The sequence below is a fragment of the Rhizobium tibeticum genome, from assembly GCF_900110205.1.
Lineage (GTDB): Bacteria > Pseudomonadota > Alphaproteobacteria > Rhizobiales > Rhizobiaceae > Rhizobium > Rhizobium tibeticum.
On sequence record NZ_FOCV01000048.1, the window covers coordinates 1 to 24,492 of the forward strand.

The window sequence follows — 24,492 nt, forward strand, 5'->3', positions numbered from 1 at the left end:
AGACGGCATCCTCGAACCTGTTGTTGAAACCGTGGATGAAGACAAGGACGCTGCCGTCGGGGGTCTTTCTGACGCTCGCGCTCAGCCATTTCTTGGCCTCGTCTATGTTGAGATCGTCGGCCTTCACGGTCGCGAAATCGGTCGCGGGATTGGACGGCAGCTTCTTTGGCCAGGCGACCTGTCCTTCCTTGCGAACCTTGCTCGGCGGAATCGAGATCGTCATGTCAGCGAAGGCCGGAGCCAGCGCACGTTCTCCGTTAAACATCTCACCTGGAACCGTCGACCGTGTGCGGGTCGTCGCGATCAGCATGTCGACCTTTGGCGACTGCGGAGACGTGTCGGCCACAGGTGTCAGCACGTCCTTTGGATGGCCGCCACATCCCGGAAGTAAGACAACTACTGCGCATACAACAAACCAACGAAGCCAACTCTTTTGAGCCGACGCCGACGCTACGCTACTTTGACTTCCCACAGATCGCCCTCATCCAGCAAAACGCCTGACAGCCCTCAGCCGCCTTGCCCTAACAGTAATAGACGCCGACCGCGCAGCGCCGAACCGTTCGGCGCGCCACTCCGGCAACGCTGTATGGCGTCAGCGGTCTGCCGATCCTGGCTTCTGCCGGCGAAATAATTCCGGTGAGACCTGGAATGGAAATCGTTTCCCCGGCGATTAGACCGAACATGCCAACGACCGCGGCAATCAGGAGAACTCTCACGCGTATGAACAGGGTCATTGCTTCGCTCCTTTTGCGAGGTGATCGGGAAGCTCGTCGGTATCCTTGAGCTTCGACAGATCGACCTTCTTGGCGTCCGTGGTGTTTTTGAACGTGTAGTCTGCCGCCACGACGTCGGTGCCCGTCTTCCAGTCGCTGATCTGGATGCTGTATTGCGGCCCCTGATCGACCTGCGTCGCGGTGATCACATACCTGCAGGGGTAGGGATGTTCGCCTGGCGCGATCCATATCTGCCAGTCGACCTCCTTGGCGCGGAAGGCGAGGTGGTCGCACTCGGTACCGCCGATGACGCCGCTGCCGAGATCCTTCACGTCCGTCACGCCGTCCATCAACGTGCCGTAGACGTCGGGCAACAGGAGGTCAGCACCGGGAACAGGCCGGTGCAGCTTGTCTCGCATCTCGTCGACCAAGTGAGCGATCGTTCCGGGCACCTCGGCCTGCGCATAGAGATTGGCGTCCTTGCCGAAAAGGGTCGCGGTCTTGCCGTCGAAGACCATCTCGACATTGGCGAAACCGCCGTGCCGGGTGACGCGGAGCTTGTCCGGCCGGCCCATTTCTACCTTGCCGGAACTTGCCAGCAGGATCTTTTGATGCTCGGGGGTGACGACTTCTAAGTTGGTGTCGTAGGCGAAGGAGATGGCCTTCTCCGAGGCAAGGTAGTCGGACATCGCCTTCACCAGTTTCTTGGCGTCGGCCTCGTCGGCACGGGCTGCCGACAAGGATCCGGAAACAGTCAGGGCGAGCGCCCCTACCGCGATCGCAGCCGCGAAACGATGCTGGGATCTTCCTGTTGGTCTGGTCATCGACGCATGCCCTCCCGAGTGGATCGTTGCAATCGGCGAACTCTACAGTCGGACGACGGAGAGCGCCCGTAACATCTGGTAGCATCTGTGCCGTACGGCCCCGGACACTGGCCGCGCACAGGTCAACGCGGCACAAGCACTGACGAACCGGGAAGCGGCAGCAGCATCGATGCTCGCGCTTCGTCCGACGCCGGCAGGCCCGCCCTACGGAGGTCGGCCATGAGCCTCGCCCGGTCGCCAGGCTGGAGGTTCCTGGCCTTGAGTTCGGCGACGATATTCGGAACGAAATCCGGCCTCATCTCGTTGAACCGCAGAGCCTCGCGGCGCGCTTCGTCCATCATCCCGGCATTGACATAGATCACTGCGGCGACCCCGTGGAAGAGCGGAAACTTCTGCAGATCCGCCTGTTTGATTTCGATGACCGAGGTCTTGTCGTCGTTCAGCATGTAGGCCGCAAGCGCTCGAGTGCCGTGATAGTAGCCACCGCCGCCGGGGTTGAGAGCAAGCGCGCGGTCGAGCAGGGCCGCCCCACGCTCCCATTCCCCGCTCATCGCGACGCGGGTACCGAATTCGCCGAGCAGTTCCGTGTCGTTCGGGTTGGTCGCCAACGCCTGTTCCCCGACGCGGAGGGCTTCTGGAACCTCCTGGTTGAAGAACAACGCGGTCATCAGCGCCTGATGGGCACGGGTATTTCCTGGATCGAGTTGCACGGCGCGACGGGCCGCCTGCAGGCTGCGTTCAATCGCCGGCGCCGGGTTTGCGTTCGAATTGAACCGGTACCGATCCTCGTCGAGATAAATGATAGAGAGCATCGCCCAGGCGGTGGCGAAGGATGGATAGCGGGCCACGGCGCTCTCAAGGCAATCCCGCACCTCCAAATGCCGGGTGGCGCTCAATTCCGCACGGTAGCCATAGAAGCTCAACGTGCAGCCATAGACGCCGAGGTCGTCAGGCGACGGATGGGTTGCGTCTGCCCGAGCCATAATCCCGTAGGGCTGGGCCACGGCCGTCGCCACCTTGTTGGCAACGTCCGACTGAATCTTGAAGAGATCGCCACTCTTGGTGTCGTCGTCATAGGTCTGTGACCAGAGAATTTCGTTAGTGTCGGTGTCGAGCAGGCGCGCGGTTATGCGAACGCGGTCGTCCGAAACGCGAACGCCGCCCGCAAGAAGGAAGCGCGCCCCCAGCTTGTCACGGACCTGGGACGCCTCGACTTCCGATGGCAGGGACGTGGAGGTTTCGCGACCGAAGACCTTGATCTCCTTGAAGCGGGGAAGCGCGGTCAAAAGCTCCTCGGTCAATCCTGCCGTATAGAGCGCCGCCTTCGGACCATCGCCGAGATTGGCAAAGGGGGCGACGACGAGCGTCGGACCTTCTGATTGAGCTTTCGGAATTTTCGGCAAGGCCGGCAGTAAATATGCCGGCAGCATCAGAGCGATCATCACGACGCAGAGCATCAGAGCAGCTCCCGCGCCGATCGGCATCAGCCTCCGCCCTTGGGCGCGGGGCCCGGATAAGCTCGGATCGCCGGGGTTTATTGAATTTGCACCATCGTTCCACACGAAGGTCGGAACGTATCCACCCTTGGGGATATCTATTCGGATCGGATCATTCTGGCCCGCCACGAGGTAGTAGCGCTCCAGAGCTCGCCGCAGGCGTCCAGCCTCGATGCGAACGACGGGATCGTCTTGCGTGAACGCTGCCGATCGCTTGAACACTTCCACAGCGATCGAATAACCCTTTATCCGATCTCCACGCTCGGACAGCACTTCGCCCGTTACATACGTCAGGAATGCGGCGCTGCGGCCAACACTGGGGAATTCCGGACTGTTGACAACGCGCTCTAGCTGGTCGCGGATATCGTCCGATGTGGGAGGAGGGCGCGGCGACGATGGCGCGCGCCCGTCTGGCAGTTCGTTCTGCACGGCTTGCTCCTCACCCGCTCTTGAGGGGACGTGTCTATCACAGATTTCAATTCAACGTGAATGTAACCTATCGCAGAAGTTGATCACCGTCCACGCTGGCCTCAGCCGTCTTTCGAGACAGGTCGACGCCGCTGCAGCAGCGAGGCGTCGATACTCGTATCTTACAGTAACATACTTGCGCTTTTCCAGTCTCCGCCCAGGATCCTTCCTCGAAGGCAGCCTTGTGTCCTTAAGCGGGTCAGGACGGGGAGCCGCTCGCAACAAGGGGGCACATCGTGACAGCGCTGAAAGGACCGGTAGTGATCGAACAGCCGCTGAAGGGCGTAGGCACGATCAACGACACCGGGTGCTTTGCGGGTCACGGACGCATCACAGAGAGCGTCACGATCGGCCAAAAGTGCACACCAAGGCTTGGGTCAACCACTGCAGTCGCTATAACTTCTCCTGCCACTTATGCGCGCATGACCGCTGCGAACCAAAAGGAAGTTGTTCAGATGCTTACGAAACGCGCTCTGCTTCGCTCTGCTGCGATGGCTGCACTCGTCGCCACGACGGCGAAACCCACCCTGGTGAATGCAAAAAACAGCGCCGAATGGCCCAGCTTGATAGAGGCCAAGGATATCGCCGAGGAAGGCTTCATCTTTGGATTACCGCTCGTGATGAATTATGCGGTGATGCACGAGTTCGCCGTCGACCCCAAGTCCAGCCAATTCAAGGCGCCGTTCAATAAGATCGACAACCTCAACCACGTGGCGACCTACAAAGACACAGCGGTCGTCACGCCGAACAGCGACACGCCATACTCCATACTGTGGCTGGATCTGCGTGCCGAGCCGATGGTGATCTCCGTGCCGGCGGTGGAGAAGGAGCGCTATTATTCGGTGCAGTTGATTGATGGCAATACCTACAACTTCGGCTACATAGGTAGCCGCGCTACGGGCAACGAGGCGGGCTCCTATCTCGTCGTCGGACCCGACTGGAAAGGCGAGAAGCCCACCGGCATCAAGCAGATCTTTTCTTCGACCACCCCGTTCGTGTTCGCCAACTTTCGGACCCAGCTTATCAACGTCGAAGATATGCCAAACGTGGAAAAGGTGCAGGCCGGTTACAACGTGAAGCCGTTGTCGGCTTTCCTGAAACATCCCGCACCCCCACCCGCCCCGACGATCGACTTTCGGCCGGCCACGACGCAGGGCATTAAAGACAACTTCTTCGACTATCTCGATGCCGCCCTCGAATTCGTGCCGCCCACGGAAGAGGACAAGGCCATTCGTGCCAAGCTCGCGCGCATTGGTGTGGGTCCGGGTAAATCATTTGATTTCAAGGACCTTCCGATCGCTCATAAACTGGAAATCGGCCTTGGCATGAAGGATGGCGATGAGAAGGTCGCCAAGTTTGCTGCCAGCGGAATGAAAGACATCAACGGCTGGAGCGTCGGTTCGTTCTTTGGCGACCGCGCCTTTTACAAGGGAGATTGGCTAAAGCGTGCCGCCGCTGCCAAGGCGGGTCTCTACGGAAACGATGCCGTCGAAGCCATGTACCCCTTTACCCGCACGACCGCGACAGGCGAAACGCTCGACGCCAGCAAGCACAACTACACGATCACTTTTCCCGCCGGGCATCTCCCGCCGGTGAACTCCTTCTGGTCGGTAACGATGTATGACGGGAAAAGCCAGCTCCTGATCAAAAACCCGATCAACCGCTACCTCATCAACTCGCCGATGTTGCCCGGCATGAAGAAAAACGAGGATGGGTCGCTCACCCTCTATATCCAGAAAGACAGCCCCGGCGCGGACAAGGAAGCTAACTGGGTGCCTGCGCCTGATGACACGATCTATCTCGTGATGCGCCTGTACTGGCCGAAGACCGAAGCGCCTTCGATACTGCCGGCTGGCGAGGGCATCTGGAAGCCGCCCGGTATCATTGTGGCGCAATAATTATCCCGACGATGATTAATCCCGACCATGCTGATGCGTGGCGTCAAACGCGATGAGAGAGCAATGACACGCACGACAAGACTGCTTTTCGCCACGGCCGCGGTTGTCCTGATGGGTATGGGCACCGCTTCCGCCGACACGGCGACCGCTTCCGCGCAGACCTACAAGATGACGACGCCTATCGCACCGGGCGTTGCCGTGCCGGACAAGATCGAGTCCTCGATCGGGACCCTGAATCTCAATTACGGCTACCCGTCGGCCGATACCGTCGACAAAATCTACGACAACCTGGACCGTTCGCGCGCGCTACAGGCTTATCTGCTGGCGATTCCAATCGTCAATCAGGCCGGCATGCGCGAATCGATACGCAAGTTCGGACCAGATAACCAGACCAACGTGATCTGGGAAAGTCTGATGGATTCCAAGACCGTCGCGCTGACTGGCAACGACAACACGATCTACAACTTCATGTGGGTCGACACGAGCAAGGGTCCGGTCGTGGCAGAGATTCCGCCCAAGGTGCTCGGGACGGTCGACGACTTCTGGTACAAGTGGGTGGGCGACATCGGCATCACCGGGGCCGACAAGGGCGAGGGCGGCAAGTACCTCCTGTTGCCGCCCGGATTCAAGGGCGACATACCAGCCGGGTATCACGTTTTGCGGCCGAGCACCTTCGGCAGCTACTTCGTCTTTCGCGCTTTCCTCGTCGACGGCTCCGCCCAGCCTGCGGTAGATTCGGTCAAGAAGAACCTGCGAATCTATCCCTTGGCCGAGGCCGCCAACCCGCCGCCGATGAAATTCGTCAATGCCTCTGGAATTCCTTCGAACTTTGTCTCACCGGGTGACTACTCATTCTGGACCCTGTTGAACCAGGTCATCCAGGATGAGCCGGCGGGCGGTTCCGATCCCACCACCTTGGGCCTGTTCGCCTCGATCGGCATCGAAAAGGGCAAACCCTTCGCACCCGACGAGCGGATGAAGAAGATCCTCACCGACGCCGCCAACATCGGGGCCGTGACGGCACGGACGATCGCCTTCAAGATCCGCCCGAAGGATGCGTATTTCTACCCGGACAGTGCGTGGCGCCTGCCGTTTTTGGGCGGCTACAAGTTCGAGACAGCGCCCGGTGTCAGCAACTTGGACGGTGCCGTCTTCTTTTACTACTTTGCCATTGCCGTGACGCCGGCGATGGAGGAAAAAATGGTGGGGCAGGGCTCGCAATATCCCTGGTCGGTGCAGGATGCGAAGGGCAATCCCTTCGATGGCGGCAAGAACTATAAGCTACGCCTGCCGCCAAATATCCCCGTCAAGGATTTCTGGTCGGTCATCGTCTACGACAACCAGACCCGCTCGATGGTGCAGACCGACCAACAGGCCCCGAGCGTCAGCAGCCAGAGCAAAGGCGTCAAGGTCAATGCGGATGGTTCGACGGATGTCTACTTCGGACCCAAGGCTCCGGCAGGAATGGAGAACAACTGGGTGCAGACCATTCCGGGCAAGGGCTGGTTCACGCTTCTGCGCCTATACGGTCCGCTGGAACCGTGGTTCAACAAGACCTGGAAGCCGGGCGAGATCGAGCTGGTGGAGTGATTAGAAAACGCCGATGAGACGGAAATTGAAGCGATCAGGGCTGGCTCGTTGAACGTGATCCTGACGTTCCGTCCCTGGTGAACGAGTGGCGTCCGATCGAGATCGAGGAAGTTTACAGAGCTCAAGTATCCAAGGGGCATCTAGCCGTTGGTAAAAGGCACGGGCTGGGCTTTGCCGGGGCGCTGTCGGGGATCGCACCCCGGTCGGGGATATTCCGCTCGCTTTTCTGCTCTTCAATGTCGGCGTCGAGATCGGATAGCTGATCTTCATCGGACCGGTGATCGAGCTGATTGCGCTTGCAAACTGGTTCATGGAGCGGGTTGCTGCGTTCTAGCGGGAAGCCATAATCCCGGAACGTTACGATACAAACGGTAGATGGAGATGCCTAGTCATTATGTTCTGAGATCGCCTGCTGTGAGGCGACGTACGCGAATGGATAAACCGGATGGGGAACGGTGTTGAATTCGTAAAGAGCGCCTTCAACGAGCGCGCCAAGGTGGTCGAGGAACTCGCCGCATGCAACGAGGGGTTCCGAGACCTCTGCGACGACTTCGAAATTGCCAACGACGAGGAACTGCGATGGGAGCAGTCAACCGCTCCGGAGCGCGATGAGCGCCTCGCTGAATATAGGGAGCTGATCGACAGCATGCGGACCGAGATCGAGCAGTCCCTCGATAGAGCCGCGGTCGTCCCGTTCAATCCGCCACGACCTTAACTGCCTACCAAGCATTCGACGTAAATTCACCACTCCAGATCAATCGCTCAAGGATAGGATAATGATGATAGATAGAGTTGGCATCTTCGCAGGAGCGGCACTCGCCGGTTTCCTCGCTCTTACCACGGTCGGGCGCGCCGACACCATGAGCTACGCCGATGCGGTGACGACGCTTGCCAAGGAGTGCGGCGCCGACATCAAGAAGTTCTGCAATGGCGAGAACCTCGGCAACGGCCGCATCCAGGCCTGCCTCGAGAAGAACGCATCCAAGGTTTCCCCAACCTGCACCTCGACCCTAGCCAGCGTCATGTCGTCGATCGCCCAGCGCCAGGAGGCGCAGGCCTCGGTGTTCAAGGTCTGCCAGCATGACATCTCCCAGTACTGCAACGGCGTAAAGGGCGATGGGAACATCCTTTCCTGCCTCGTCGAGACGAAGCGCGTCGACAACAGGGAATGCAACCAGGCAATTACCGACGCCGGATGGCGGTGAACCATGACCGGAAAGAGGGAAAACAACATGATCGCTCACGGCCTTCGCATTTCAATGGCACTCGGCCTGCTTCTGGCACCGAGCATTGCTTCCTCCCAAGAGCTCAACAACAGTCAGATCATGAGCACGCTCGGACAGGTCAAGGAGGCCGCACCTGCCGTCGATGCCGCTCTGCTGGTGGAAGAAGCGAACGCCAACGTCGGCAAAGGCGTCGCAGCGCTGCCCAACTGGAGCAAGCTGTCGGAGCTCTCGCAGTTGATCGTCGAGATTGATTTCGAAAACAACTCGACTGCCATCGAGCCGAAATCCTACCGCACCGTGGGGCTGATCGCGGATGCACTGCATCATCCGGATCTGTTCCGCTACAAGTTCCTCATTGTCGGGCATTCCAGTGCGACAGGAATGGCCAAGCACAATCTCGAGCTCAGCCAGAAACGCGCCGACGCAATCAACGAAGCGCTGTCGACCACCTTCGCAGTTCCGCCTAATCGCTTGTTCTCGGTCGGTGCCGGCGAGGAATGGCCGATCGATCCCGGTCATCCGGAGTCGGCCGACAACCGACGTGTACAACTGATCAACCTGGGACTTTTGAGGTAATGCCCGCGTGGCCGAACTGGAGGACGAACAGTGCTTAGGATCTCGCATGTCTGCATGATCGCGCTTGCAGCAGGCCTTCTATCTTCAACGCCGGTTCTCGCGCAGGACGCCATCTCGGCTCCCGCGCAGAAGACGATCGGCGCAACCAAGTCAAAAGTGGTGCCGTCGCTGGCCGTCCTCAATTCCGGAGGGGCAAAGCTTGAGAACGGGAAGCTGACGATGAGCGGCATCTCGGCGGTGTCTATCGTGTTTGCCGACCGCCCGGTGCGCTCTGCCGGTCATGTCTTAACTTCCGAGTTCATCAAGCAGTGGGATGAAGGCCCGGACAGTTTCGCCAAGGATCCGCCCAATGCGACGATTTCGGTCCTGAGCGGCAAGGGCGATACCGTCGCCGATGCCGTCGTCGTCCTGAAAACGCCGAAGCTCGAGGGCGGAAACCTGACCTTCGACGTCGCGGTTCTCGAAGGTGATCTCACCGGAGCAGATGGTCCGGCGTCATTGTTCATCGATTGGTTTGCTGCACGTGGTCGGTATGGCGGCGTCGCCGTCGGGGGTGTTGGTCGAGCGGCGGTCTGGCGTGGGGGATGGTACGCACATCCCGGCGCATACTATGGCGCAGGCGTCGTCGCGGGGGCGGCGGTGGGAGCGGCCGTGGCGTCCGAACGCCCTTACTATCCGCCGCCGGCATGCGGATATTATCCCTATCCTCCCTGCTACTAGCGCCAGGGTACAGCAACATGCCCGTGCTGGTGTCGGCCCGGTGGGAGGCTTGCAAAAAGGCCTTCCACCGGAGCTGATAAGACTGAGGACATAGCGATTGGACCATCTGTCGAACCCGAACCCGCTTTTCGAAATCTTCGTCGGTACGCTTATTTTGATCGTCGTCATCTTCGTACACGGCGTCGGTATTCGCAGCTCAGCCTTCAGTTCAGCAAATCCTGGGCACAGGTCACCAGCGTCACATCTCACTGGCGACTGAACCTGATGCTGGCGGTGACGATCGCCGCGCTAGCGCTCCTGCATTTCGCAGAAACCCTAATTTGGGCGGTTCCTCTCTATGTCAGAGAAATCATCCCCTCGATGCGCGACAGCTACTACTACGTCCTCGAGAGCTATACGACGCTGGGGGAGGGCAACGTGACCCTTCCAGATCGGTGGCGTCTCCTTGGCCCGATCATCGCAATGTCCGGCCTGTTCACCTTCGGTTGGACGGGAAGCGTCCTGGTCAGCATCATGACGGACTTCGGCAAATTCGACAAACTGCAGGCGAGGCGAGAGCGCTTGGAGGAGGACAAGGGGGAGCCAGAGGGCCGACCTCCGCGTTAGCTGCCTATTAAAATGGCGGGAGGAGGCCAGGCCGGCGCGCAGCGTGTGATGCTAGGGGAGGGACCGAGTTGCGATCGCCGGCACGAAGCCGCAAAATGCTTCCAGTCAGATCCATAAGCTTTGCGGGTGTTGGCAGAGCTTGCGCCTCAACATGGGCACGAGCGCGGTCTGTGAGGCTGGCGAGATTTGCCGGCAGCGCTTCGTCTGCGAGAGTGGAGGGGAGGCGGCGGTTTTGGTCCGACACCCGCCGCGCGGAAATATCATCGCCGGCCGCCATGCGCTGAGGTAGAGCGGAACTCCCTGGGCGTGATTTTCGCTGTTCTGCTCGATGATCTGGGCCATTTCTTTATAATGACCAAAACGTCCGCCTTGTTCCTTTTTGGGCAGATGCACAGGGGCGACGCCTAGAATATCGACAGAGCGAGAGGCAAATCCGCCGTGACGTGTTGATTCCGAGGTCGCATTGGAATTTGGTACGGCCCTTGCTTTCTCGGTTGTATGCAAGACTTACATACTGAAAAGACCCGGCAGACAAACATCGAAGAAGCCATCGTTTCAGGCATTCTTTCCGCGCGAATCCATCCGGGTACTCGGCTCAGCGAAAATCAGCTCGCCGGACTTTTCGCAGTATCGCGTACGCGGGTGCGCGAGGCGATGATGCGCCTCGAAACCCGCGGCATCGTTCACGTGAGCCCGCGGCGAGGATGGTTCGTTGTAGAGCCGTCGGCTGAAGAAGCGATGACGGTCTACGAGGCGCGGCGGGTCATCGAGTCCGGATTGCTGCGGAGCATGCGGCCGTTGACCGAAGACGGGCGGCAGGTGCTCGTTGCGCATCTGGACGAGGAAAAGGCCGCGATGGCCGCTGGCGACCGCCAGCGCCTGACTTGCCTCATGGGCGATTTTCACATCCGGATCGCGGAGTTGTGCGGCAATGCCGTGCTCATCGAAATGCTGCGCGATCTTACCGCCCGGACCATTCTTATTTCGATGCTCTATCAATCGGAGTTCCATGCAGCCCAGTCCCATCAGGGGCATTGCCGCATCTTCGAAGCCATGGTCGAAGGCGATTTCGTCAAAGCGGCAGAATTGTCGATTGAGCATCTGGACGAAGTGGAAACGGGCCTGGATCTGACGGCGCGCCCCGATCCCCTGTCCGAACTGCGTATTTCCCTTTCCCTACCACCCAAGAATGCGCCTTCGACGTCCCGTTTATCCGGCGCGAAATAACCCGTAGCTCCAAAGGAGATATAAAGACATGCTTACAAGACGCATATTTTTTGCAATTGCGACGCTCGCAGTCACCGCCAGCTTCGGGGGCGCCGCACATGCCGACTCGCTTGCCAACATCACCAGCCGCGGCACGATCCGCGTCGCCGTCCCGCAGGATTTTCCGCCGTTCGGCAGCGTGGGGACGGACATGGCTCCGCAGGGATACGATATCGACGTGGCAAACCTGATCGCGGCGAAGCTCGGGGTGAAGACAGAGCTCGTTCCCGTCACCAGCGCTAACCGCATTCCCTATCTCCAGACCAATAAGGTCGATTTGGTAATCTCAAGCCTCGGCAAGAACGCCGAGCGCGAAGCGGTGATCGATTTCACCGCCGCCTATGCCCCGTTCTTCAATGGTGTCTTCGCCCCCGCAGACGTTTCTGTCACGAAGGCCGAGGAACTTTCCGCAAAGACTATCGGCGTCACGCGCGGTGCCGTCGAGGATCTGGAACTGACAAAGATTGCCCCTGCCGACGCCGTCATCAAACGTTACGAGGACAACAACGGCACGATTTCCGCGTTCCTCGCCGGGCAGGTGGATGTGGTTGCAACAGGCAACGTTGTCGCAGCCGCCATCCTCGCCAGAAACCCGCCAAAGCGTCCGGAGCTGAAGTTTCTGATCAAGAACTCTCCCTGCTACATCGGCCTCAACAAGAACGAGCCGGCGCTGCTTGAGAAGGTGAACGCCATCCTTTCCGCCGCCAAGACAGACGGTGCGCTCAACGGCATCTCCCGGAAATGGCTCGGCGCCGACCTTCCGGCCGACCTCTGATCGTATCCATGGCCGCCATCCCACTGCCTGCGGGATGGCGAGCCGCTGCAGCGCCAAGAGGGGACCAAATTGAACTATATTTTCGAATTCGGCTGGCTAGCCCAATATTATCCGCAGATCGTTAAGGGCGTTCTGATAACACTCGAATTGATCGCCGTCGGCGCGGTACTGGGCATTTCGCTCGGCATTTTCTGCGCGTGGGTGCGGGCGCTTGGTCCCGCCTGGCTAAAGCCGGCCGTGGCAACCTATGTCGAACTGATCCGTAACACGCCGTTCCTGATCCAGCTTTTCTTCATTTTCTTCGGCCTTCCCTCTCTCGGCCTGCAGCTTGACGAACTGACCGCGGCCAACATCGCGATGGTCGTCAATCTCGGAGCCTATAGCTGCGAGATTATCCGCGCCGGCATTCAGGCAACCCCAAAGGGCCAGTTCGAAGCGGGCGCCAGCCTTGCCATGACTCGCTTCGAGACCTTCCGGCACGTCGTGCTCGTGCCCTCGCTTCAGCGCATTTGGCCGGCCCTGTCGTCGCAGGTGGTGATCGTGATGCTCGGCTCGTCGGTGGTATCGCAGATCGCCGCTGAAGACCTGACCTTTGCTGCGAACTTCATCCAATCGCGCACCTTCCGGGCCTTTGAAACCTATATTGTCTCGACCGTCATATATCTCTGCCTGGCGATCCTGCTTCGCCAGGGACTGGCCGTCCTGGGCGGTCTCATCTTTCCAAGGAGGGCAGCGCGATGATCGAGTTTTCCACATGGGATATCCTGCGCAATCTGCTGCTCGCGACGCGCTGGACCATTCTGCTTTCGCTTGTCTCTTTTGCCGGCGGAGGAGCGGTTGGGCTGCTTCTCCTTTTCCTGCGCATCAGCATGCGCAAGGCGGCCAGGATTTTTGCTAAATATTACATCGAGCTGTTCCAGGGAACGCCACTTCTGATGCAGCTTTTCATCGCTTTCTTCGGCCTTGGACTGATTGGTATCGACGTGCCGGCCTGGCTGGCGGCCGGAGTTGCGCTTATCCTGTGGACAGCTTCGTTTCTCGCCGAAATCTGGCGCGGTTGCGTCGAATCCATCAACCGGGGGCAGTGGGAGGCATCCGCCAGCCTCGGCATGGGGCGGCTGCAGCAAATGCGCTACGTCATTCTTCCGCAGGCTCTGAAGATCGCGGTGCCGCCGACGGTCGGTTTCTCGGTGCAGGTCGTCAAGGGCACGGCACTGACCTCGATCATCGGTTTCGTTGAACTCTCCAAGGCCGGAACCGTCGTCACCAACGCCACCTTCCAACCATTCACCGTCTACGGGCTCGTCGCCCTTATCTACTTCGCGCTCTGCTGGCCCCTGTCCAAAAGCAGCCAAGTGCTTGAAAGGAAGCTCAATGTCGCTCATCGAAATCACTGAGGTCCGCAAAAGCTACGGCACCAACGAGGTTCTGAAAGGTATCAATCTCGATGTAGAGCCGGGCGAGGTCATCGCCATCATCGGCAAGAGCGGCTCGGGAAAATCGACGCTACTTCGTTGCATCAATGGGCTCGAAACCCCCACGAAAGGGGCGATCTCAGTCGCGGGAGCGCAACTACTCGACGACGAGGTGCACCTGAAGGCGCTTCGGCTGAAAGTCGGGATGATCTTCCAGCAGTTCAACCTGTTTCCGCATCTAACGGTCGGCGGCAACGTTGTACTTTCCCAGACTGTCGTCAAGAAAACTGCAAAGATGCAGGCCGAAGACATGGCGCGCCGGATGCTCGACCGCGTCGGCCTGGGACACAAGTTTGATGCCTACCCAGACGAGCTTTCCGGAGGCCAGCAGCAGCGAGTGGCGATCGCCCGGGCGCTCGCCATGCAGCCGATCGCGTTGCTTTGCGACGAGATCACCTCGGCACTCGATCCTGAATTAGTGGCGGAAGTGCTCGCCGTCGTGCGCGAACTCGCCTCTGAAGGCATGACGCTTCTGATGGTGACCCACGAAATGAAGTTCGCCCGCGACGTCTGCTCGCGCGTCGTCTTCATGCATCAGGGTAAGGTGCATGAGATCGGACCACCTGAGGAGGTTTTCGCGGACCCGAAAACACCGGAGCTCAGACAGTTCCTCGGCGTGCTTTGACAGGGCGGCGGCGGGCAGGAAGCCAATTCCCCGCGCTACGCCGGAATATGTCATTTCGCGAAAGCCTGAAAGCGTCGACGTCCACCATGCCCTTGACCGATATCTTCAGGTGCGGGACGGGAAGGGGCAGGAAGGCGACCTGCAGGAAGGGCTCTTGCGGCGTGGTGCCGAAAGTCAGGACCAAGGGTGCGGTGTGACGACGCCGTATTTCCTCTTTGCCTTTGGGCTCGAGACGCTGCGCGATCTGCATGACCTCGAGCGGCTGGAGGATGCGGGACTGCTCAGCCGGCAGGCGATCAAGGCGTATGTCTTCGCTGAGCCAATTCCAGATGGCAACGAGGCGCCATTTGAGGACGATTGAGGCTTGTGAAGACTATAGTCGGTATATTGCGATGCACCAATGCCTCATCGACTGCCCGTTTAGCCTGTGAAAGGACGGCCATGCCTTCGCGCAACAACCCGGCAATTCTGGTCAATTCATCAAGCCGATCTGTCCACCCTCAGGGGCGCACTCCAAGTCAGAGCCAATTTTGCCCCCCTTGCTATGTAGATCGGCGCTTGGCCTGGCCGGTGTTGCAAAGGCTATCCTATTTGACAACCCCGATACTTGCCCCCAATTCTGCTTGCATGGGGTTGGAGAGTTGAAGTCGCGATGCGGAGTGATCCTCACCGAAAAGGTGCATTGATCAAATGGATGCTCGGCCGTGAAACGCCGCGCCACGCAAGCCCTGTTTCATCGATGCGCGGCTTCTGGGGCCTGATGAGCGCCTATTGGCTTTCCGAAAGATGGCGCGAGGCTTGGGGACTGACACTTGCCATTCTGGCCCTCACAGCATTATCCGCCAAGGCCAGCGTTTGGTTTGCCGTAACCTCGGGCGAACTGGTCAACGGGATAGCCTACTTCCACCATCCAACAACGCCCACCACGCTCACATCGCTGCTGACCACCGCGGCAACCCTTGCCGCGATCGCGATCCTAAGGGACGCAGGTTTCACAGCAGTCCGTCATTTCTTTTCGACCACGCTTCACCGCAAGTGGCGTGAGTGGCTCGACCGATGCTTCAACGAAGCACTGCTCGATTCCAACCATACGCATTTCCATCTACAGCAAATCGGATCCGACGCGGCCGGATCCGCCATCCCCGCGCCGGACAACGTCGACCAGCGCATCCAAGAATCGATCAAAGGCATGACCGGGGGCGCCCTCGGTCTCGCGATGGGCATCGCGGGCGTCGTGCTGTCGCTCGGCTTCGTGGGTAGCAAACTCATAGAGACGTCGAGCGACGTCAGAGGGCTCGAGTTCCTGGGCAGTTACGGCAGCGCGTGTGTAGCTTTCGCGGCGATCGCTATTTACGTGCCGCTTAACACCTTCATCGCAACGAAGCTGGGCGGGATCCTCCAGCGGCTATCGGTGCGTATGCAATGGGCGGAAGGCAGCTACCGCACCGAATTGAACACACTCCTGCACCGCAGTTTCCATGTTGCTGTCCTCCATGGCGAAAGAGCCCAGAAAGTCGTCAACAAGCGTCGGTATCTCGACATAGACCAAACCTGGACTAGCCTAAATCGGGTTACTGCCGTCTACATGGGATTCGAGCTGGTCCACAATTTCATCGGCTCGCGGATTGTCGCTTACGCACCCGGCCTATTCCCCTTCGTGGACAACAAGCTCAGCCTGCAGTCCTATGTTACCGGTGCCGAACTGGCGAATGCGCTCATCACCGAGTGCTCGTGGTTCATTCACGTCATGCCCGACATCGCGACGCTCAGGGCGAATGCTCGCCGGATAACCGATCTCGCAGAAGCGATCGAAACTGTTCAGCGGCCTCAGGAGTTTTATGCGCAAACCGGCCCTTCCGAATTCCGATACGGCAAGCAAGACCCTGTGCTCGGTCTCACCGTTCAGCACATCGAACTCTTGCATGCGGGCGTCGATCTTCCTTTTCTGGCTGCTGACATGCTGCACTTCCTCCCGGGCGAGTGGACTTTAGTCATTGGCGATTCAGGTAGCGGCAAGACCTCGCTCCTCAAGGCGATACATGGCCTTTGGGCGCACGGCCGCGGCGCAATCGTGGCGCCAAGGCATGTGAGAAGCCTTTATGCCGCTCAGGATGTCAAGCTCCAGACGGTGTCTTTGAAAGATCTTGTCTGCCTTCCGGACTCAGTCGACGAGCACCCCGACAACTGTGTCGCAGCGGCGTTGCATAAGGCGGGGCTCGGCGAGCTCATCGAAGAACTCTCAAAGGATGGCCGCGATGGCCAGAGCTGGGATCAGCTTCTGTCTGGAGGCCAGAAGCAGAAGCTCGTCCTTGCTCGAATCCTTTTGCTGCGACCAGGACTCCTGTTCCTTGACGAGGCAACGAGTGCACTCGATACCCAAGGGGTGCATGCGTTCCTCCACGCGATCAAGGATCATTGCCGAGAGGCGACAGTGATCGCCGTCATGCATGACGTTTCGCCTATACAATCAGCGAGCGGCGTCGATTTCTTCGACAGCGTGCTCACCATCGAAAAAGGCGTGGCGAAAAAAAATGCCATCGCAGCATGGCGTCTGACGGGGAAGTGAGGTGGTTGGCCGGGTCTTCTCGACACCAATCAGGATCTTCTGCTTGCCGGCATGGGGAGCTCATCCGGCTCAATCACCACGTGAATACGCTCCAGATGGGTTGGGAAGCCCTTGCGGCGTAAAGCGAGCCACTGAACGAATCATTGCCGGCGTCGCGCACCAGCAACAAAGGGCTATCCGGACCTTTGCAGAAGTCGACGGGATGGCTTGTCAGAAACACATTCACATCCGACGGGACATGCGGTTCGCACCGCGCGGATTACCGAACAAGATGAGCCTCGTCGACCTCAGCTAGAGGCGACCGGCTTGCGATCCTCCGGGACAGGAATTCAAGCGAGATCAGATGGGAGCCTGTCGTACAAATCCGAGCTAGCAGTGATGGCCACTTATCAGTGGGCACTAGCGGCGATTCGGGCCCGCGCGCTTGCTAGTGTGCCGTCTCATTCCGCGGCCCGTAGGCGAGAGTTTGCTTTCGTACTATGGGCCTGCTTCCAGTTCACCATGTAATCACGGGTGAACGGGACGGAGTCTGCCCGCTTGGCAAGCTGAATCTGAAACACCATCATCGAGCGAAAGCGGAATCCGATCTCGCACAGAACGAGATAGAATTCCCACATGCGACAGAACCGTTCGTCATAGAGTGCGGCAATGCGTTGACGGTTAGTCATGAAGCGCTCGCGCCAGTGGCGGAGGGTATCGGCGTAGTGCAGGCGCAGGATTTCGACATCAGTGACAACAAGGCCCGCACGCTCTACGGACGCGAAGACCTCGGAAAGCGACGGAATATCCGCTCCTGGGAAAATGTACTTGCGAATGAACGGATTGATCGGACCAGGCGCATCGGAATATCCGATCGAATGCAGCAGCGCGACGCCGTCGGGGGTCAGGAAATCGCCAAGCCTGGCAAAGAACTCGTCGTAATTCCTCTTGCCTACATGCTCGAACATGCCGACCGAAACCACCCGATCATATTGACCAAGTTCCTCACGATAATCACGCAGACAAAAGCGTACGCGATCAGCGAGGCCCGCGGCGGTAGCGCGCCCCTCCGATACCTTGTGCTGCTCGACGCTCAAAGTGAGGCCGGTGACGTCAGCGCCCGTCTCCTCGGCCAGGTACAAACTGAGGCCGCCCCAGCCAGAACCGATATCGAGTATCTTAAGGTCCGGCTGGTCGAGCAACAGCTTTGAGGCGATGTGGCGTTTCTTCTGCTCCTGCGCCGCCTCGAGATCATCGTCCGCGCTCGTGAAGTAGGCGCAGGAATACTGGCGGTCCTTATCGAGGAAGAGATCGTAGAGCTGGCCGGACAGGTCATAATGATGGGCGACGTTGCGCCGTGCGCGATCGATCGGATTGTATTGCTTCAGCCGACGCATGATGCGGGACAACAGCGAGAACCAAGCCATCTGCTCGAAGTTGCGATAGTTTTTGGCAGCAATTTGGAGAAAGTCGAAAAGGGTTCCCTCCTCGATGGTCAGCAAGCCATCCATGTAGGCTTGACCTATTAACAGTTCAGGGTTCAGGGCTAACGTATAGTCAAGATGGCGAGCGCCGAGCCGGATCGTACAGTGAGGTGAAGTGCCGTCGCCATAGTGGTGGACCTTGCCCGCCCCATCGATCAACCGAACACTGCCAGTCCGGACGATTGATTTTAGGATTGCAGGAAACAGCATGCGGCAAGTCCTCAGCTCTGACCGTCGATCGAATGCCTTTGGCGCAAGGTCGCTCGGGTAACCGACACGCTCGTGCCGCTGGAATTGCTGACCATGTCCACTCGCGCGTCGAGCTGTTTCGCAAGAGCCTGAATAATCGCCGTGCCTAGTCCGCCACTTGGTTCGGCTGCACCATCGGCTTGCTTTCCTATGCCACTGTCGGAAACGATCAGCTTCCAATCCGGCCCCCTGATCTCATAGGTAACGAGGATCACGGCGTCCGGCTTGACGACAGGGAAGGCGTATTTTATCGCGTTGATCACGAGCTCGGTGACGATCAGGCCGAGGCCGACAGCCTTGTCGGACCCGATCCTTCCTTCGTCCGCTATCACATTGATCGCAATGGGCTGGCTTTCGCCTATCATCGAGGATGCCAGGCTGTCGCAAAGCTTCGTCAGGTAGGACCCGACCTCGATCTGGTCGATGCCGGATACGTGGAGGTGCCGTTGCACCTCTGCGACCGACATGACGCGCTGATGGGCATCCCGCAAGTCTCGCCGTGTTTCCTCAGACGTGACCGCCCGCGCTTTCAACAGCAATATGCTGGCGATGATCTGGAGACTATTGGCAACGCGGTGCTGCATTTCCTGCAGCAGGATTTCCTTCTGATGTAGCAGCTGTTCTGTCTGCTTAAGGAGCTCTTCCTTTTCCCACTCGATCTTGCGGCGATCCGTGACATCGGTGAATGCCAGCAGGATCGTCGAACGGGACCTATCCCCGTAAGTGACCTGTCGGGCGTTGAGCAGCATGATCCGACGGCCGAGATCTGGAAAATCATGCGCAACCTCAAAGCCCTCCATGGAGGCATGTTCGGGAATAATCGTCTCAAGAAGAACGCGCAGGGCGGGAATGTCCCATTGGCCGTCACCGAGCGCGTAAAGCAGACGCCCTCTTGTGTATTCGGGATCGAACTTGAACGTCCCATAAAAAGAACGGCTGGCAGCCAGCACACGAAACTGGTCGTCGAGGACAATAAAGGGCTCTGGAATGGTATTCACAATTGCTTGCGCCAACGTCTGCGCGTCTTCAATATTTTGAAAATCGATCATGGCGCGGATCACTTGTTCGCAACGAAGGTTCAATTTTCAAGGTATAGTACACTCCTCCTGGCCAGATGTCGCCGCCTGGCTAAGCTGGACTAGATGCCATATTGGGCAGGCGCTTCCGAGATTGTCTCCAGAAGTGTGGCTGCGAGTTTGTCCTGCCGGACAAAGTGATCAATTTTGAATTGACGACATGTTCTCATCGGACCTAGCATTTCCCCATCACCAAGGAGGTCGCCGTGACACAGGTTGTTTCGACTTCTATCACAAGACGAGGCGTGGTCGCAGGGATGACGCTGACCGCCGCGGCTGTGGCTGTTTTGGCGGGGACGGACAACGCTCGGGCCAACCAAACCATGCCGGAGAAAAGTCTGTACGAGCGGCTGGGCGGCGTCTTCGCCATCGCGGCAGTGGTGGATCACTTCAGCGACGCCGTCGTGAAGAACCCCGTCGTCGGCCGGGAGTCCAAGAACCCGCAGCTGCGGGAATGGCACACCAAGAACCTGGGAAGGCTGCCCGGCCTCAAATTCATGCGGACGCTGTGGGTCTGCGACATTACGGGTGGGCCCTTCCAGTTCACGGCAACCAAGCCTGGCACGACACCGCTCGGCCTTGAGGAGGCCCACCGGGACCTGCGGATCTCCCCCGTTGAATTTGATGAGGTCGCAGCGGAACTCGCACGGAGCTTGGACTTCTTCAAGGTTCCGGAACGCGAGAAGTCCGAAGTCCTGGCAGCCTTCGCCGCCCACAAAGATGAGGTCACCGGCGGCTAGGTTACGGCCGCAAAGCGCGGCCGAAGCATCCTGTCTTTCCCGCCCAGCTTTAGATGGGCGAACGTTAGCTGCGTTGCATGAGGCCGCTGGCTGCACATCGCGTCGTTCGCTGATAATCTAGCCGGAAGCAACATGAAAGATTGGGCATGCTACCTCTCGGCAAGCCAATCGAACAAATTCTGGGGCGGGCGCCCTTCTTCTCCTTGCGTTCGGTTGCCTCTCGTGCTTCAGCCCTTCCTCTCAGCCATCCTGTGGGCGGCGGTGATCTGTTTCTCGACATGGCCGGCCTACAGGAGATCAGAACGGGTAGTTGGTGGCAATAAAAGCCGGGCCGCCGCCATATTCCTTCACGTCCGGCGGATGGCGGCCCACGTGCGCGCAGTCGGCGAACGATTCGCCGGGCTCCAGGGCCCGGGAGCGTCATTTACGACTTGGTCGGAACGGCACTCGCCCGTCGACGCACTGCTCGAACAGAACGATGAATGGGCAGTGCAACGTGCGCGATATATGACACTTCTTGAGACAATGGCATCGATGAGCGATGATCCGCAAATCTGCATGCCTGCAGTCGCACGCTGATATCCTCTCCGGCTCTTCGGGAAGCACGGCCCTCAGCCGTTTGCTACAACTGCCCGCGCGGACGCTTCATCAGTGTTGCTTCAGCGTTGAACTCCATGACCAGCCTCCTGCTTCTCCTCCAAATGGGCTCTGGGGCCGTGTTAGCAATCCCTGATGCCCGAATGAGGTTGCGATGGGCTTACAAAGAGCGCATGGTTAGCCATTGGCTGGCGCGATAAGGGCAAAGCCATCTGGGCATCACATCCTAGCCCCAACAAAGGAGGACCCAATGTCTTCCGAACCTAATCAATTCTTCGACGTCGCAAAGCTGAGGATGCTGGATCGTATCCTGAGAAAAGCTGGCTTTCGAGGTGAGCAGATCTATGCTGTCGACGACAAAGAAATCAGCGCGACGAGCTTCCTCACACAATGTTTCCAAATGGGCATCGTTGATGAAGCGACGCTGATATCGGCGCTTAGAATGTATCTCGCAACAACAAATCCGATTGTGCGACCTCTGTCGCAGGACGACGGTTCGCTGGCGCGGTGGCAGGACGACGGCGGCGCTCCGGTGAGAATTCACAAGCACACACGGCTATGGCTGGAAGACAAAGCAGCCCGCCATGGCGACCCGGTCGCTGTCGCTTTCCTATAGCGAAAATACCGAACGCACATTGGAAACGCGACAAGTGGGGCGCGGGCAGCGTTGGTCGCGACGATCTCGCCACTCTCGATGCGACCTTCGAAGCGGTTTTGGTCGATGTAGTCAGCAACCACCTCGCGCCTGACGGATCTCATATCCGGATGCTGCGTTTACCCATTGAAAGCGTGTCGCGTTCCGGGCCGGTCACCAACCTAGGCCGCCGTGTCGCCAAGTATGCTGGAGTCGAGGACGCCATGGAAAAGGATCACTGGATCGTCGACGATTTCGGAATGCACTCCGAAATGCGGGACGGAACGTTCGAAATAGAAGCGCACAGACTTGCCGAACTGACATCTGTTGAGGAGCGGGATATTCTTTACTGGCCCGTATATATTGCCAGCGAAACCCGTTTCGACATAGAGCGCTTTCTCGAAGCCTATCAGGGGGCGCTTGTAAAACACGCAGGCCGTTACGGGGCGGTCATGGATCCGCTGCTGCTGGCCGAGAGCGCGGAGGCGGCTCGCAACATCTGGGGCGAGCGTCCCGTTTGCGGATAGGGCGCGCCATCATGACCATCTTCTCCGTTCGCCACGTCACCTCCTATCGCTATTTCCGCGAGGTTGCTTTCGGCGAGCACCGGGTGATGTTTCGGCCCCGCGACAGCTTTGATCAACGGCTGATCGACGCATCCCTGACGATCGACCCAGAGCCCCATCGCGTGCGATGGATTCATGATGCTTTCGGCAACTGTGTCGCGCTCGTCGACATTGCATCTTCGGCCCGCGAGCTTCGCTTCGAAACCCGGATCACGCTCGATCATACCCCTCAACTCGCACTCGATTTCCAGATCGACAGTGCCGCCTTGACCTACCCGTTTTCCTACAATACGGACGAGGTTCCCGATCTCGCGCCGGTAATCCAGCGTCACTACCCCGATTCCAACGACGAGATCGGACGTTGGGCCCGCCAGTTTGTCCGTTGCGGCCAGTCGACGGAAACCGGCCGTCTGCTGATGACACTCTGCTATGCCATCAGCGAGAGCTTTTCCTATCGCCGCCGCCTGGAGCACGGAACACAGACGCCGGTTCAGACCCTCTCGCTGCGTTCAGGATCCTGTCGCGATTTTGCGTTGCTGATGATGGAGGCGGTCCGCTCGCTCGGGCTAGCGGCGCGCTTCGTTACCGGCTACATCTACGTCGCCGACCGCGATGGCAGCACCACGCTTGGAGGAGGCTCCACGCATGCGTGGTGCCAGGTCTATCTGCCCGGCGCCGGCTGGACCGAGTTCGATCCGACCAACGGCATCGTCGGCAATCGCGACCTTGTTCGCGTGGCAGTCGCACGTGACCCGCGCCAGGCGGTTCCGTTGAGCGGCAGCTATGATGGCGGCCTTGCCGACTTCGATGGCATGACAGTGCAGGTCAACGTGACGACCCAATGAACTGCAACGGCGCAGATTTGCGGGAACTCCGCAATGCCGTCGACGTTTCGCAATTGCGTTCCGTGCATGACCGATCTCTCCAATAAGGAATGTAGGATGAAAATACGTGCCGGATTTCATATAGGCTACGAGTGTACACAGCCGACCCCGATGCTTATGGCGCTGAACATTCATCCCTCCCGCCGTGTAGATCTTCTCAGCGATCAGATACTGACCTTCGACAGGCAAATCGAGGCCTCGAACTATACCGATGTGTTCGGCAATGCCTGCAGCCGCATTGTCGCGCCCCCGGGGCTGACGACGATTTCCACGGAGTTCGAGATTTATGACAGCGGGCAGCCGGATATCGTCCCGGAAGGCGCCTTTCAGCATGCGATCAACGACTTGCCGAACGAGGTGCTGGTCTTCCTGCTCGGCAGCCGGTATTGCGATACCGACAGGCTCGCCGATTTCGCCTGGGCACGGTTCTCGTCGACGCCGCTCGGATGGCAGCGCGTGCAGGCCATCTGCGACTTCGTCCACAATCACATCACCTTCAATTACCTGAAGGCCGATCCGCTCCGAACGGCATATGGCGGTTTTACCGACAAGACTGGCGTTTGCCGCGATTTTGCCCATCTTGCCACTACGCTGTGCCGTTGCATGAATATCCCGGCGCGATATTGTACAGGCTATCTCGGAGATATAGGCGTGCCGGCCGATCCCAATCCGATGGACTTCAGTGCCTGGTTCCAGGTCTATCTCGGCGGCCACTGGCATACGGTAGACGCCCGGCATAATACGCCGCGCATCGGGCGAATTCTGATGGCAACCGGTCGCGACGCGACGGATGTTGCCCTGTCGACGGCTTTCGGGCCTGCAACCCTTTCCCGTTTCGAAGTGATAACCGAGGAAATCCAGCAAAGCTGAACTGCTGGCCGGCACAAACGGAGGAGACGCACATCACACTTGCGATGAGTGGTCACCGGATTCGTCGCGGCGACGAATGGTTCGACTGGGCAGTTTGCCGGCGATCCAGCGAAGGGCCAGCGGCAAGTCGTCATGCGGTGCGCCGTGAAGGCCGCATATGGAAACTGTCGTTCCGGTTCTTTTGACCAATATGCTGGCCGGTGAAAGACAACCCGGCTCGAAAGTCGACCGTGAGCGATTTCGCTCGCATTCTATCGAAGCGGCATTCAAGGACGGCGCACGTCGGCGTCTGCTTGATTTGGTCATCAGCGTCGCCATGGGGGCTCGAAGCACCTTCTCGCCTAGAACCCGACCCGCTGCCCCGACGTCTGCGAGGATCTTTGCTATAACACCCTCATCGCCCGCTGCTGTCGTCCGGACATCGATGATCTCTGCACCCAGGCTTCGACATCAGTCGCGCCGACCAGCTCCGCGACTCAACGAGCCAGAAGTCGGTTTCGGCGGGACTGCGCCATGAACGCCTTTTCGGCAGCCAGGAAATAGATCTGCTTCATCGCTTTCGCCGGTTTTTCGAATGCGTTCATGACGA

At 58.9% G+C, this 24,492-nt stretch carries 24 protein-coding genes and 2 pseudogenes; 20 read left to right on the forward strand and 6 right to left on the reverse strand.

The features are described from left to right. The 4 genes from BSG20_RS30685 to BSG20_RS30700 form a co-directional block, all read right to left on the reverse strand. On the reverse strand, positions 1 to 358 hold a 358-nt coding region (locus BSG20_RS30685; RefSeq protein WP_143147558.1), incomplete at its 3' end, for an alpha/beta hydrolase. Positions 359 to 521: 163 nt separating this feature from the next. Beyond that, positions 522 to 734, reverse strand: coding sequence for a hypothetical protein (locus tag BSG20_RS30690; protein WP_072381733.1), 213 nt, complete (start codon positions 732 to 734; stop codon positions 522 to 524). Continuing rightward, entirely contained in the window at positions 731 to 1,537 is an 807-nt protein-coding gene (locus BSG20_RS30695) for a DUF2092 domain-containing protein (protein ID WP_072381735.1), read from the reverse strand. Before BSG20_RS30695 ends, BSG20_RS30690 begins: the two co-directional genes overlap by 4 nt. Before the next feature lie 122 nt (positions 1,538 to 1,659). Next, a complete protein-coding gene (locus tag BSG20_RS30700) occupies positions 1,660 to 3,462 on the reverse strand; it encodes an adenylate cyclase (protein ID WP_072381737.1) in 1,803 nt (600 codons plus the stop codon). A 494-nt stretch (positions 3,463 to 3,956) separates the two neighbouring features. Here BSG20_RS30700 and BSG20_RS30705 point away from each other — a divergent pair, with 494 nt between their 5' ends. The 14 genes and pseudogenes from BSG20_RS30705 (at position 3,957) to BSG20_RS30780 (ending at position 16,824) form a co-directional block, all read left to right on the forward strand. Then, entirely contained in the window at positions 3,957 to 5,399 is a 1,443-nt protein-coding gene (locus BSG20_RS30705) for a DUF1254 domain-containing protein (RefSeq protein WP_072381758.1), read from the forward strand. A 63-nt stretch (positions 5,400 to 5,462) separates the two neighbouring features. Beyond that, entirely contained in the window at positions 5,463 to 6,989 is a 1,527-nt protein-coding gene (locus BSG20_RS30710; RefSeq protein WP_072381739.1) for a DUF1254 domain-containing protein, read from the forward strand. Between the two features lie 445 nt (positions 6,990 to 7,434). Then, positions 7,435 to 7,704 (forward strand): hypothetical protein, encoded by a 270-nt coding sequence (locus BSG20_RS30715; RefSeq protein ID WP_072381740.1) that lies wholly within the window; start codon positions 7,435 to 7,437, stop codon positions 7,702 to 7,704. Positions 7,705 to 7,765: 61 nt separating this feature from the next. Beyond that, a complete protein-coding gene (locus tag BSG20_RS30720; RefSeq protein ID WP_093041606.1) occupies positions 7,766 to 8,194 on the forward strand; it encodes a cysteine rich repeat-containing protein in 429 nt (142 codons plus the stop codon). Between the two features lie 27 nt (positions 8,195 to 8,221). Next, positions 8,222 to 8,791, forward strand: a complete 570-nt coding sequence (locus BSG20_RS30725) for an OmpA family protein (RefSeq protein WP_093041615.1) — start codon at positions 8,222 to 8,224, stop codon at positions 8,789 to 8,791. Positions 8,792 to 8,821: 30 nt separating this feature from the next. Further along, on the forward strand, positions 8,822 to 9,511 hold the full coding sequence (locus tag BSG20_RS30730) for a hypothetical protein (protein WP_093041609.1): 690 nt from the start codon (positions 8,822 to 8,824) through the stop codon (positions 9,509 to 9,511). A 97-nt stretch (positions 9,512 to 9,608) separates the two neighbouring features. Further along, positions 9,609 to 10,117, forward strand: a pseudogene (locus BSG20_RS30735) (ion channel). A 498-nt stretch (positions 10,118 to 10,615) separates the two neighbouring features. Continuing rightward, the gene (locus tag BSG20_RS30745; RefSeq protein WP_072377028.1) at positions 10,616 to 11,344 is read left to right on the forward strand and encodes a GntR family transcriptional regulator; all 729 of its coding nucleotides are present in this window, start codon (positions 10,616 to 10,618) and stop codon (positions 11,342 to 11,344) included. Positions 11,345 to 11,372: 28 nt separating this feature from the next. Then, positions 11,373 to 12,158, forward strand: coding sequence for a transporter substrate-binding domain-containing protein (locus BSG20_RS30750; protein WP_072377031.1), 786 nt, complete (start codon positions 11,373 to 11,375; stop codon positions 12,156 to 12,158). A 69-nt stretch (positions 12,159 to 12,227) separates the two neighbouring features. Continuing rightward, positions 12,228 to 12,899 (forward strand): amino acid ABC transporter permease, encoded by a 672-nt coding sequence (locus tag BSG20_RS30755; RefSeq protein ID WP_072377032.1) that lies wholly within the window; start codon positions 12,228 to 12,230, stop codon positions 12,897 to 12,899. Continuing rightward, positions 12,896 to 13,555, forward strand: a complete 660-nt coding sequence (locus BSG20_RS30760) for an amino acid ABC transporter permease (protein WP_072377034.1) — start codon at positions 12,896 to 12,898, stop codon at positions 13,553 to 13,555. The genes BSG20_RS30755 and BSG20_RS30760 overlap by 4 nt, the downstream gene beginning before the upstream one ends. Then, a complete protein-coding gene (locus BSG20_RS30765) occupies positions 13,533 to 14,258 on the forward strand; it encodes an amino acid ABC transporter ATP-binding protein (RefSeq protein ID WP_072377036.1) in 726 nt (241 codons plus the stop codon). Before BSG20_RS30760 ends, BSG20_RS30765 begins: the two co-directional genes overlap by 23 nt. Positions 14,259 to 14,367: 109 nt before the next feature. After that, positions 14,368 to 14,619 (forward strand): hypothetical protein, encoded by a 252-nt coding sequence (locus BSG20_RS30775; protein WP_420884139.1) that lies wholly within the window; start codon positions 14,368 to 14,370, stop codon positions 14,617 to 14,619. 378 nt (positions 14,620 to 14,997) lie between these two features. Further along, positions 14,998 to 16,824 (forward strand): ABC transporter ATP-binding protein/permease, encoded by a 1,827-nt coding sequence (locus tag BSG20_RS30780; protein ID WP_083539938.1) that lies wholly within the window; start codon positions 14,998 to 15,000, stop codon positions 16,822 to 16,824. Positions 16,825 to 17,264: 440 nt separating this feature from the next. Here the strand turns inward: BSG20_RS30780 and BSG20_RS30785 are convergent, their stop codons facing one another. Continuing rightward, complete coding sequence (locus BSG20_RS30785) at positions 17,265 to 18,497, reverse strand: SAM-dependent methyltransferase (RefSeq protein ID WP_072377043.1); 1,233 nt, start codon at positions 18,495 to 18,497, stop codon at positions 17,265 to 17,267. 11 nt (positions 18,498 to 18,508) lie between these two features. After that, entirely contained in the window at positions 18,509 to 19,585 is a 1,077-nt protein-coding gene (locus tag BSG20_RS30790; RefSeq protein ID WP_072377045.1) for a sensor histidine kinase, read from the reverse strand. A gap of 233 nt (positions 19,586 to 19,818) precedes the next feature. Here BSG20_RS30790 and BSG20_RS30795 point away from each other — a divergent pair, with 233 nt between their 5' ends. From BSG20_RS30795 to BSG20_RS30815, 6 genes and pseudogenes are all read left to right on the forward strand, one after another. Continuing rightward, positions 19,819 to 20,352 carry a group I truncated hemoglobin gene (locus tag BSG20_RS30795; protein ID WP_244541345.1) on the forward strand — a complete coding sequence of 178 codons (534 nt, stop codon included), beginning with the start codon at positions 19,819 to 19,821 and terminating at the stop codon, positions 20,350 to 20,352. Positions 20,353 to 20,498: 146 nt separating this feature from the next. Further along, positions 20,499 to 20,691 (forward strand): annotated as a pseudogene (locus tag BSG20_RS37930) (AI-2E family transporter); the annotation flags it as partial. A gap of 508 nt (positions 20,692 to 21,199) precedes the next feature. Continuing rightward, positions 21,200 to 21,565 (forward strand): hypothetical protein, encoded by a 366-nt coding sequence (locus BSG20_RS30805; protein WP_072377049.1) that lies wholly within the window; start codon positions 21,200 to 21,202, stop codon positions 21,563 to 21,565. Between the two features lie 149 nt (positions 21,566 to 21,714). Continuing rightward, positions 21,715 to 22,110: a hypothetical protein gene (locus BSG20_RS36785; protein WP_167371571.1), complete on the forward strand. Its 396-nt coding sequence runs from the start codon at positions 21,715 to 21,717 to the stop codon at positions 22,108 to 22,110. A gap of 11 nt (positions 22,111 to 22,121) precedes the next feature. Further along, entirely contained in the window at positions 22,122 to 22,994 is an 873-nt protein-coding gene (locus BSG20_RS30810; RefSeq protein WP_072377053.1) for a transglutaminase family protein, read from the forward strand. Positions 22,995 to 23,090: 96 nt separating this feature from the next. Continuing rightward, positions 23,091 to 23,903 (forward strand): transglutaminase-like domain-containing protein, encoded by an 813-nt coding sequence (locus BSG20_RS30815; protein ID WP_072377272.1) that lies wholly within the window; start codon positions 23,091 to 23,093, stop codon positions 23,901 to 23,903. The last annotated feature ends 589 nt before the right edge of the window (positions 23,904 to 24,492 follow it).